Origin of the sequence: Bradyrhizobium sp. (assembly GCF_030646015.1) — a bacterium.
GTDB lineage: Bacteria > Pseudomonadota > Alphaproteobacteria > Rhizobiales > Xanthobacteraceae > Bradyrhizobium.
Map to the genome: position 1 here is coordinate 82,219 of NZ_JAUSLT010000121.1, position 11,490 is coordinate 93,708.

Here is an 11,490-nt window from a genome sequence, read left to right on the forward strand (position 1 = left end):
AACCTAGCCCGCGCTCAGCCGCACACCGGCGCGCAAGAATTTCTGCGGGTCGACGGGATCGCCATCGATCCTCGTTTCGTAGTGCAGATGCGGACCGGTGGAGCGGCCGGTCGAGCCGACGGCGCCGATCACCTGGCCGATCTTGATGAGGTCGCCGACCTTGACGTTGATTTCCGACAGATGGCCGTAGCGGGTCGACAGCCCGTTGCCGTGGTCGATCTCGATCATGCGCCCATAGCCGCCCTGCCAGCCCGAGGTGACCACTTTGCCGTTTGCGGTCGCGCGCACCGGGTCGCCGGTGGCGGCGCGGAAATCGAGGCCGGTATGCATCGCGGGGCGGCCGAGGAACGGATCGCTGCGGACCCCGAAGCCTGAGCTGAACTCGACTTCGCCGATCACAGGCTTGCGATACGGCACCAGCGCAAGCGTGCGGTTGAGACGCTCGACCTGGGTGCGGGTGGTGTTGATCCGGTAAAGCTGGCGTTCGAAGGCGCTCGCATCCGGACCCAGTTTGACCGGAACGAACGGGCCGCCGACGCCGGCGCGCGGGGTCGCGGCTTCCAGTTGCGCCATGTCGAGGCCGAGATCGCTGATGACGCCGCGCATTCGGCGCATGCGCGATTCCATGCTCTCCTCGACCGAAGAAAGCGCCGCCAGCTGGCGGCCCTCGACCTTGTCGAGCGAGGACTGCAGGCGCAGCACGACGTTGTCGAAACCCTGGACCTTGGCGAACTGGTTCGGCTGGGCCTTGGCGACCACGGGCGCGCGCGATTCCAGCCGCGCTTCGCGGTCAGGCGGCGCCACGAAGATCACGGTGTCGCTGATCGGCGACGGTTTCCGTGTTCCCGGCACCGCCTCGATAGCCGCGGCGCCGCGCGCCGGCGGCCGGATCGATCCGGTGACGCCGGCGTCCGGAATGGCGCCGAGCGCGGTGGCGCGCGATTCCAGCGTGGTCTGGCGCTTCATGATCTGGTCGAGCTTCTGGTCGAATTGTTCCTGATCGAGCAACTGGCGGCTGGTGGTGCGGTCGACCTTGGCGCGCAGTTCGGCGATCCGGTCTTCATAGGCGTATTGCATCTCCGCCTGACGGGCGATCAGCCGGGTCAGAACGTCGTCGCGGAAGGCGAAATAGGTCGCGGTTGCCGCCGACCACATCCCGAGCACGGTCACCGTGCCGACCACGATCCAGAACGCCACCGGGCCAAAGCGGACCTGCTTGCCGGCGTGGACCAGGGTATAGCCGTCCTGCTCCTGCGTCGCCGGGGCCACCGGCGTGCGGTTAGACGCCGGGCGGCGAGGGGGAGTCCTGCCATGGTCATGCGGATGGTGCTGGGGATACTCGGAATAATGACCGGAACGGTACGACATCGGCACTCCCGCGCCGGCCGGAAATGAGCTCCGTACGGCTGAATTGGCGCGGGTGATTTGACCGGTTCATGGTTAATTTTCAGCGAATGGAACCGGATAAATCTTACAAAGCGCGCACCGCCGCGAGCACCTCGTCGGCATGGCCGTCGACCTTCACATTGCGCCAGATCCGGAGGATTCGGCCGTCGGCGCCAATCAGAACCGTTGTGCGAAGAATACCCAGGAAAGTCCTGCCATACATCGATTTCTCGCCCCACACGCCATACGCATCCAGCATCTCATGTTGTTCGTCTGAAACCAGAGGAGTGACCAGTTCATGCTTGTCGCGAAAGGCCTCCTGGGCCTTCAGCGGGTCGGCCGACACGCCCAGCACGGCGGTCTGGCTTTCGGCAAACGCACCGGACAGCCGGCTGAAGTCGATGGCCTCCTTGGTGCAGCCCGGCGTGTCCGCGCGCGGATAGAAAAACAGCACCAGATTCCTGCCCTTGAAGTCGCTGAGCGAGACCGAATCGCCGCCGTCGCGGGGCAGGCGGAAGGCGGGCGCCTTGGCCCCCTCGCTGAGGCCGACCTTACGCGGCGCTGTCGCAACGGTTTTTGGCTCCGGGGTTTTGTCCATCGGCGGCATCACGACCGGCGGTTTCGCAGCGGGCGCCTTCGATGCGGTCACGACGGGCGCAACCGATTCGCTGTAGCTAATCGTCTTTAACGGTTTCGATGGGGCCTTATGCGATGCTTTGGCAGGAGTTTTGGCAGGAGCGTTGCCGGGTTTCTTGCTGGCGCCCTTGGCTGATTTTTTGGCCGTCGCCTTGGTGGTTTTCGCCTGAGCTGTCTTGGCCGCTGTGCCGGCCGATTTGTTGGACGTGTTCTTGGGCGTGTTCTTGGAGGTTTTTTTGGGCTTGCTGGTGGTCTTGGCGCCGGCCGGCTTCGCAGCGGGCATTTTGGGGGATTTCTTGCGCGTTTTCTTGGACATACGCCTTCCTTTCGTCGCTTTCGGCGGATCAATCATGGGGGTATTGCGGGGTTTGTCCCGGGATGCGGGAACAGGTCCCGCAGCTGGGCAAATCTGATGACCCCGGAGTATGGTGGCAGGGAATTCGACGCAAGCTCCGGCCCCTCGTTGAATAGGCTCCTTGGGCCCGATGACGAGTAACAGTATTAATCGAGGATTGGCAGCAGTGCCGACACGGAAGCGCTCGTACCATGTGGACGAGCGCGGCCTTGGCGGCGATCCATCTTACAATGAGCGCCAGCACCGAGAGGCAATGGCCAGGAAAACGTCGCCCAGAACGTCGAACCAAGGGTCCAGTCCGCGTGCTGACGTCCAGTCCTCGCAGTGGGATGATGCCGATTGGGATCAGGACCATGACGAGGCCGCGGGCTATCGCGCGCGCCGGCTGTTGTCGCGCTCCGACTCCGGCTTCCACCGGCTAGGCGATCGTTTCGGACGCTTGCGCCGTTGGGTCTCGGGCGAACGCTGGGTCAAACGCCTCGCCGTCGTCAGCGCGGTTCTGCTGGTGATCTTCGCCGGCTGTTTCGGCGGGCTGTGGTGGCGGCTCGGCGCCGGTCCGATCAATCTCGAGATGGCCACGCCCTGGCTGGCGGCGGCGATCGAGGAAAATATCGGCCACGGCAATACCGTCGAGGTCGGCGGCACCCAGATCGAGCGGGCCGGGCGAATCCGCATCGCCGTCCGCATCCGCGACATCGTGGTCAGGGACAGCGATCGCGTTATCGTCGCGACCGCGCCGAAGGCCGAGGTGAAGCTTTCCGGCACCGCTTTGTTGATGGGACGGCTTCGCGCCGAGAGCCTCAATCTGGTCGATGCCGAACTCGCGGTCCGGATCTCGCCCGATGGCACCGTCACGGTTTCGGCCGGCGACACCGCCAAGCCGCTCGCCACCGGCGTGGCCTCGAAAAAGGAAGCAGGGCTGGCGCCGACATTTCCGCGTCCGATTCCCGTGGTGCCGCCAGCAAGCCCGTCGCCATCTTCGCCCGGCGCCACGACCGCGCCCGCGGCGCCGGCTCCCGACACCGCGCAGAGCGGTCTGCTCGCCGGCCTCGACTGGCTCGACAGCCTGAGCCTGACCGGGCTCGACGGGCAAAACCTCAACGAGATCGGCCTGAAGAACGGCAACCTTGTCGTCGACGACCAGCAGCGCGGCAACAAATGGACGTTCGAAAATATCAGCCTCAGCATGCGCCGGCCGAGTGGCGGCGGGGTGGCGATCAGTCTCGGCGAAGAAGGCAGCCGCGCCTGGTCGCTTCGCGTCGTGGTCGGAGCTCCCGCCAACGGGGTGCGATCGGTCGACATCCGCGCCACCAACGTCCCGGCGGCCAATATCCTGCTGGCGATGCGGCTGAAGGATCTGACCTACAGCGCGGACCTGCCGCTGACCGGCGAGCTGAAGGGCGAACTCGGGCGCGACGGCCTGCCGACCTATTTCCGCGGCAAGGTCACCGCGGGCGCCGGGCACATCATCGACAGCGATACGCCTGATTATCCGATGGCGATCGATTCGGCCGAGATCAATGTCGAATGGGATTCCGGACGGCGCGTGCTGGTGGCGCCGTTCAAGATCATTTCCGGCGCGAACCGGGTCACGCTGTTGGCGCATCTCGAGCCGCCGAACGGCAATGTCGCCGAATGGCAACTGGGATTTTCCGGCGGCACCATCGTGCTGTCAGGGGCGGACAACGAACAACCCCTGATTTTCAATCGCATCGCCATTGGCCTGCGCTTCGACACCGACCGCAAGCGCGTGCTGCTGACGCAGGCGGATATCAGCAACGGCGAGATCGGCGTCGCCGGCACCGGCAGTGTCGATTATTCGGGCGAGCCGCGCCTGACGCTGGGTTTTGCGGGAACGCCGATGTCGGCGTCGGCGCTGAAGCGGATGTGGCCGATCCTGATCGTTCCCGAAGTCCGCGAATGGGTGATCGAGCGGGTCGAACGCGGCTCGCTGCAGCGCATTGAGGTCGGCGTCAACTCGCCGGTTCGAAATCTGTCGCGGCGAGGGCCGCCGATCCCGGATGACGGTCTTGCCGTCAACATCGTCGCGTCAGGCGTGACCTTGCGGCCGGTGGACGAAATGCCGCTGGTACGCGACGCCGATCTGAAGGCCCGGGTGACCGGCCGCACCGCGACCGTCACCATCGGGCAGGCTGCGTCCGATACGCCGACCGGCCGCAAGCTGAACATCACCGATTTCGTCTTCGAAGTGCCAGACATGGCGCCGAAACCGTCACCGGCGAAGATCCGGTTCCGGATCGATGGCCCGGTGCCCGCGATGGCCGAAATTCTCGCATCCGACCGCCTCAGTGAGTTTTCCGGCACCCTGATCGATCCCAATTCGAGCAAGGGCACGGTCAGCGCTCTGGTCACGCTCGGCCTGCCGGTCAAGGGCTCGCTCAGCAAGGCCGACACCACCTTTGCCATCTCGGCAGATCTGGCAGGTTTCTCCGCCGACAAGCTGGTGATGAACCAGAAGCTTGAATCGAATGCGTTGAAGGTCACGGCCAACAACGCCGGCTATCAGGTCAAGGGCGAGGTCAAGATCAACGGGCAATCGGCCTCGCTGGATTATCGCAAGCCGAACGAGGGCGATGCCGACATCAAACTGCAGGCGACGCTAGACGACGCCAGCCGCGCCCGGCTCGGGTTCGATCTCGGCCCCGCCGTCACCGGCAACATTCCACTCAAGCTGTCGGGCAAGATCGGCGAAACCAGCCGGATGGGCATCGAGGCCGATCTGACCGCGCTGAAGCTCGACAATATCCTGCCGGGCTGGGTCAAGCTGCCAGGCAAGTCGAGCCGGGCGGTTTTCAACGTGGTGCAGAAGCAGCAATCCACGCGGCTCGAGGACATCGTGATCGACGGCGGCGGCGTTTCGATCAAGGGGTCGCTCGAGGTCGACCAGAACGGCGATCTGATCAGTGCCAACTTCCCGACCTATTCGCCGTCCGAAGGCGACAAGACCTCGCTCAAGGCGGACCGCACCCCCGATGGGGTGGTGAAAGTGACGATGCGCGGCGATGTGTTCGACGGCCGCGGCTTCCTGAAGTCGGCCATGTCGGGCAAGGACACCGACGTCAAGAGCAAGACCAAGAGCATCGATTTCGATGTCGACCTCAAGCTCGGCGCGGTGGCCGGCTTCTACGGCGAGGCGCTGCGCAGCGTCGACGTCAAGTTCTCGCGGCGCAACGGCGCGATCAAGAGTTTTACGCTGAGCGGCAAGCTTGGCCGCGATACGCCGCTGACGGCGGATTTGCGCCGCCCGCAGGGGCGCGAGCTGATCTATCTCGAAACCGCCGACGCCGGCGCGTTCCTGCGCTTCTCCGATACCTACGCCAAGGTGGTCGGCGGCCAGCTCACGCTGGCGATGGATCCGCCGACGGTCGAGCCCAGCGCGAAAGAGGGCCTGATCAATGTCCGCGATTTCGCCATCAAGGGCGAGGCCTCGCTGGATCGCGCAGTGGCCGGCGGTCCGGCCGGCGCGCAGAGTGGCGTTTCCTTCTCGCGCGTGCGCGCGGAATTCACCCGGCAACGCGGGCAGCTCACGATCCGGGAAGGCGTCCTCAAGGGCCCGATGATCGGCGGCACCATCGAAGGCAATCTGGATTTCCCCGGCAACCAGGTGCGCATGAGCGGCACCTTCGTGCCGATGTACGGGCTGAACAATGCGTTCGGCCAGATTCCGCTGCTCGGCCTGATCCTCGGCGGCGGCAGCAATGAGGGGCTGATCGGAATGACCTACGAGATCGTCGGCACGCCGAGCCAGCCGGTGCTCCGCGTCAACCCGATTTCGGCGATGGCGCCCGGCGTGCTGCGGAAGATCTTCGAGTTCAACACCGGCAAGCAGAACAACCCGGTCGAGTTTCCGCCGAATAATTGATCGTCGTTGTCAGCTGCTACCGCCGCAGCGCCGGCACCACCAGGAACGGGATCAAGCCCAGCACCACATTGACCAGCGCGAACACGATCAGCCAGTTATAGCCCTGGGTCCAGTCGTGGATCAGTCCGCCGGCCCAGGAGCCCAGTCCGGAGCCGAGCCCGCTGCCGATCGAAATCGTGCCGAAGATGGTGCCGACCCGCTCGCCCCTGAAGATGTTGAGCGCGGTCGCCGTGATCAGCGGCCCGCGCGAGCCGATCATGCTGCCGAAGCAGAGGATAAAGCCGGTCAGCAGCCAGTAGTTCGGATAATATTGAATGAGCCAGAGCAGGATGAGTCCGATGATCGAGACGCCATAGCTGAACAGCACCGACGGCCGGCGGCCGATGATGCCGTCGAGGGTCGAGATGCCGAGCATGCCGAACAGCGTCAGGATGCCGGAAAAGCCCCAGGCGGTCGCTGCCTGCAACGGCGGAAATCCGGCGTCGATCAGATAGGCGACGATCTGCGCGGTGATCGCGTACATCGCCACCGCGGTGAAGAAGAAGGTACAAAACAGCGCCCAGAAAGCGTGATGGCGGATCGCGCTGCCAAGCGTCCAGCCATTGTCGACGAAGCCCGCATCGGTCTTGCCGGCGATGTGCGGCGAGCCGGTGGCGAACAGCCGCCACGGCAGCACCAGGAGCGGCAGCAGCAGGCACAGCGCCACGATCCCGAACAGCTGGTAGGCGTCGCGCCAGCCGATCCGGTCGATCAAGAGTTGCGAGGCTGGCAGCAGCACGAATATGCCGGCGCCGGTCGCCGAATACAGGATCGCCATCGCGGTCGGCAGCCGCGGGCCGAACCAGCGGCCGAGCAGGATCGAATTCGGCACATTGCCGATCAGGGCAATGCCGAGCCCGACGCAGAGGCCGACGCTCAACTGGAATTGCCAGAGCTCGCGCGCATGCGCGGCGATCAGGAACGCGGCGCCGAGCAGGAACAGTCCGAGCGAGTAGACCGTGCGTGGCCCGGAGCGGTCGAACAGGCGGCCGATCAGCGGCGCGGTCAGTCCCCCCGCCAGCCAGGTCAGCGAATAGACCGAGACCACCTGGGCGCGGTCCCAGCCGAAATCTTCCGAGATCGGCTTGAGGAATACGGTAAAACTCTCGCCGAGGCCGCGGCCCAGCACCGACAGTGCAAAGCACAGCGCCAGCACGTTGAGCGCCACCCGCGCCGGCTTCAGCGGTTTCGTCGGCGCATCCTCCCGTGGCGTATTCTGATCCATGGGAGAAAGGAGCGCGTTTCCGCGGCCCCTAGCAAGCGCGTAAAACGAATGCGCCTATGCAGGCTTGGGCCTATTCAGATTTGGGCCTATGCAGGCTTGAGCAGGACGTGGCGCTTGCGGCCCATGGACAGTTTGATCACGCCTTCGGGGGTGAGGTCCTTCGGCGTCAGCGACATCTTCTCGTCGCTGACGGCGGTGTCGTTGACGCGCAAGCCGCCGCCCTTGATCTGACGCCGCGCCTCGCCATTGGAGGCGACCAGGCCGGTCTTGACGAATGCCGCCAGCACGCCAAGCCCGGCCTCCAGTTCAGCGCCCGAAATCCCGATCGTCGGCAGATTCTCGGCGTGCGTGCCTTCCTCGAAGGTCTGGCGCGCGGTTTCCGCCGCGGTGTTGGCGGCGTCGCGGCCATGCAGCAGCGCGGTTGCTTCCGTCGCCAGCACCTTCTTGGCTTCGTTGATCTCGCCCCCCTGCAACGCCGCAAGCCTGGCGATCTCGCTCATCGGCAGGATCGTGAACAGCTTGAGAAATTTCACCACGTCGGCGTCTTCGGCGTTGCGCCAGTATTGCCAGAAATCATACGGGCTGAACTGGTCGGCATTGAGCCAGACCGCGCCCTGGGCGGTCTTGCCCATCTTCTCGCCCGACGCCGTCGTCAACAGCGGCGTGGTCAGCGCGAACAATTGCGGCGTGCCCATGCGGCGGCCGAGGTCGACGCCATTGACGATGTTGCCCCACTGGTCCGAGCCGCCCATCTGCAACCGGCAATCGACGCGGCGCGACAGTTCGACGAAATCGTAGGCCTGGCAGACCATGTAGTTGAATTCGATGAAACTCATCTCCTGCTCGCGCTCGAGACGCAGCCGCACCGAGTCCATCGTCAGCATGCGGTTGACCGAGAAATGCCGGCCGATGTCGCGCAGCATCTCGATCCAGTTCAGTTTCGTCAGCCATTCGGCGTTGTCGAGCATGACCGCGTCGCCGGGGCCTTCGCCATAGCGCAGCACCTTGGCGAACACGCCGCGGATGCTGGCCTTGTTGGCCTCGATCTCCGCGACCGAGCGGATGGCGCGCGATTCGTCCTTGCCGGAGGGATCGCCGACCATGGTGGTGCCGCCGCCCATCAGCGTGATCGGCTTGTTGCCGCTCTGCTGCAGCCAGTACAGCATCATCATGGTGAGGAAGTTGCCGATGTGCAGGGACGGCGCGGTGCAGTCGTAGCCGATATAGGCCGTCGCCTGGCCCTTCGCGGCGAGCGCGTCGAGGCCATCGAAATCCGAGCATTGGTGGACGAAGCCACGTTGCTGCAGGATGTTCAGAAAATCAGATTTAAAAGCAGTCATTTGTGTGCGACTCTGATCATTCTTATTTCACGGTAATTGTAACTGTTTGCGGAACCCGGACGGATTAGGCTGCCGCAAGCATGTGCGCTGTGGCATTATAAGATGTGCTGGTTTGACACAAGCAGGGCTTCGGCAGGGGTGCCCCCAATCGGGCACGATGGCAATGATGCTGACGGCAGTCGGTCTGATGAGCGGCACCTCGCTCGACGGGGTCGACGTCGCCTTGATCGAAACCGACGGCAAGCGGGTGAAGTCGTTCGGCCCGTCCGGCTACCGGGCCTATACCGCCCACGAGCGCGGCCTGTTGCGCCAGGCGCTGACCGAGGCCGTCAACCTGTCGCAGCGCGATGCCCGGCCGGGCATCCTGGGCGAGGCCGAGCGCGCCGTGACCCAGGCCCATGCCGAGGCGGTCGCCAGCTTTACCTCGCAGCACCACATTACGCGTGAAAACATCGATATCGTCGGCTTCCACGGCCAGACCGTGCTGCACCGGCCGGCGCAGAAAATGACCGTGCAGATCGGCGATGCCACAGCACTTGCGAAAGCCATCCATATTCCGGTCATGTACGATTTCCGCGCCGCCGACGTCGATGCCGGCGGGCAGGGTGCGCCGCTCGTGCCGGTCTATCACCGCGCGCTGGCGCAGTCGCTGGAACGCGAAGGCCCGATCGTCGTGGTCAATATCGGCGGCGTTTCCAACATCACCTATATCGACGGCAAAGACGTCCTGATCGCCTGCGATACCGGGCCGGGCAACGCGCTGCTCGACGATTACATGTTCCGCAAGATGGGCCAGCCCTTCGATTGCGAGGGCCGCCTGGCGGCCCAGGGCGCGGTCGACGTGCCCTGGGTGATCCGGGCGCTGGAGCATCCGTTCTTTGCGCTGCCGCCGCCGAAATCGCTCGACCGCAACGATTTTGCCTCGCTGGTGCTGCGCGAGATGCCGCCCGCCGATGGTGCCGCGACCCTGACCGCGTTCACCGCGGAAGCCATCGCCCGCATCGTGCCGCTGCTGCCGAAGGAGCCGAAGAGCTGGATTGTCGCCGGCGGCGGCGCGCGTAATCTCACCCTGCTGCGGATGCTGCGCGAGCGTCTTGCGCCTGCGACCGTGGAGTCCGCCGACGCGCTGGGCTGGTCGGCCGACGCCATCGAGGCGCAGGCGTTCGGCTTTCTGGCCGCGCGGGGGCTGAAAGGCCTGCCGCTGAGCTATCCCGCCACCACCGGCGTGCCGATCCCGATGACCGGCGGGGTGATCGCGCGGCCGTGATCAGGATGCAGGTGCATCGATCTTGACAGTTCATGCAACTGCATTTAGTTTGATGCATCTGCATGAAACTGCGAGAACGATCATGGCCACGCCCCTGAAACTCATCAGCCACAAACTCTGTCCCTACGTGCAGCGCGCGGTGATCGCGCTGAACGAGAAGGGCGTTGCGTTCGAGCGGCTCGATATCGATCTCGCCAACAAGCCGGACTGGTTCCTGAAGCTCTCGCCGCTCGGCAAGGTGCCCGTGCTGACCGTCGGCTCCGGTGACGGTGAGGTGGCGCTGTTCGAGAGCAACGTCATCTGCGAGTACATCGAGGAGACGCAAGGCGGCGCAAAACTGCATCCCGACGATCCGCTGCAGCGCGCCCAGCACCGGGCCTGGATGGAATTCGGCTCCGCCATTCTGAGCGATTTATGGGGTCTCGAAACCACCACCGATGCCGCGATCTTCGAGAGCAAGCGCGAGGCGGTTGTCGCGAAGTTTGCGCGCGTCGAGACGGCGCTGGGCGCAGGCCCGTTCTTCGCGGGCTCGAATTTCAGCCTGGTGGATGCGGTGTTCGCACCGATCTTTCGCTATTTCGACGTGTTCGACGAGTTCATCGATCTCGCGGTGTTCGCGAAAACGCCGAAGCTGCGGAAATGGCGAACGGAGCTCGCGAAGCGGCCCAGCGTTCAGGCCGCGGTCGGGGCTGACTATCCCGAACTGCTGCGTGCGTTCCTGGTCCGTTACGACGCGCATCTGCTGAAGCTCGCTGCGTAACGCCCGCATGTCAGCGTTCAGCGCGTAGGGTGGGCAAAGGCGCGCTCTTCGCGCCGTGCCCACCATTGCATGTGAAGCGAAAGAAAGATGGTGGGCACGCTTCCGCCTTCGCTCTTCGAGCTACGGCGGAATCTTTGCCCCTAGCCCGGATGGAGACAACGGGTCGGCGCGAAGCGCCGCCCGATGGCGCAATCCGGGGCAGTGCATCGGTGGCTGGCGGTTTCCCGGATTGCGCCGTCGGGCCGCCTTGTGTCGGCCCTTTGGCTCCATCCGGGCTACAAAAAAGTGTCGCCTCAGCGAACGTTGGCGAGCCGCATGTCGAGATAGCCGGTCACCGTTTCCATCAGCGGCTGCAATTTGCCGTCGAAGAAGTGGTTGGCGCCCGGGATGATCTGCTGATCGATCACGATGCCCTTCTGGGTCTTGAGCTTCTCGACCAGGGTGTTGACGTCCTTGGTCGGCACCACCGCATCCTTCTCGCCATGCACGATCAGGCCCGACGACGGGCAGGGTGCCAGGAACGAGAAGTCGTAAAGGTTGGCGGGCGGCGCGATCGAGATAAAACCTTCGACCTCGGGCCGGCGCATCAAAAGCTGCAT

8 protein-coding genes are annotated in these 11,490 nt (G+C 64.6%); 3 read left to right on the forward strand and 5 right to left on the reverse strand.

Features of this window, described 5'->3' with window-relative positions:
- Positions 1 to 3: 3 nt before the first annotated feature.
- Together Q7T45_RS19235 and Q7T45_RS19240 are read right to left on the reverse strand one after the other, a co-directional pair.
- The gene (locus Q7T45_RS19235) at positions 4 to 1,368 is read right to left on the reverse strand and encodes a M23 family metallopeptidase (RefSeq protein ID WP_304872711.1); all 1,365 of its coding nucleotides are present in this window, start codon (positions 1,366 to 1,368) and stop codon (positions 4 to 6) included.
- Between the two features lie 103 nt (positions 1,369 to 1,471).
- Entirely contained in the window at positions 1,472 to 2,338 is an 867-nt protein-coding gene (locus Q7T45_RS19240) for a peroxiredoxin (protein WP_304872712.1), read from the reverse strand.
- A gap of 169 nt (positions 2,339 to 2,507) precedes the next feature.
- On the opposite strand from Q7T45_RS19240, the gene Q7T45_RS19245 reads away from it, so the two are divergent.
- Positions 2,508 to 6,260: a DUF3971 domain-containing protein gene (locus Q7T45_RS19245; RefSeq protein WP_304872713.1), complete on the forward strand. Its 3,753-nt coding sequence runs from the start codon at positions 2,508 to 2,510 to the stop codon at positions 6,258 to 6,260.
- 16 nt (positions 6,261 to 6,276) lie between these two features.
- Here Q7T45_RS19245 and Q7T45_RS19250 read toward each other — a convergent pair whose 3' ends face one another.
- Positions 6,277 to 7,524, reverse strand: a complete 1,248-nt coding sequence (locus Q7T45_RS19250) for an MFS transporter (RefSeq protein WP_304872714.1) — start codon at positions 7,522 to 7,524, stop codon at positions 6,277 to 6,279.
- An 86-nt stretch (positions 7,525 to 7,610) separates the two neighbouring features.
- Positions 7,611 to 8,864 (reverse strand): tyrosine--tRNA ligase, encoded by a 1,254-nt coding sequence (gene tyrS / locus Q7T45_RS19255; RefSeq protein WP_304872715.1) that lies wholly within the window; start codon positions 8,862 to 8,864, stop codon positions 7,611 to 7,613.
- A 163-nt stretch (positions 8,865 to 9,027) separates the two neighbouring features.
- Here tyrS and Q7T45_RS19260 point away from each other — a divergent pair, with 163 nt between their 5' ends.
- Positions 9,028 to 10,131, forward strand: a complete 1,104-nt coding sequence (locus Q7T45_RS19260; protein WP_304872716.1) for an anhydro-N-acetylmuramic acid kinase — start codon at positions 9,028 to 9,030, stop codon at positions 10,129 to 10,131.
- A gap of 82 nt (positions 10,132 to 10,213) precedes the next feature.
- Positions 10,214 to 10,891, forward strand: coding sequence for a glutathione S-transferase family protein (locus tag Q7T45_RS19265; protein WP_304872717.1), 678 nt, complete (start codon positions 10,214 to 10,216; stop codon positions 10,889 to 10,891).
- A 293-nt stretch (positions 10,892 to 11,184) separates the two neighbouring features.
- Here Q7T45_RS19265 and Q7T45_RS19270 read toward each other — a convergent pair.
- Positions 11,185 to 11,490, reverse strand: a 306-nt coding sequence (locus Q7T45_RS19270; RefSeq protein ID WP_304872718.1) for an alpha/beta hydrolase, incomplete at its 5' end; no start/stop codon positions are given.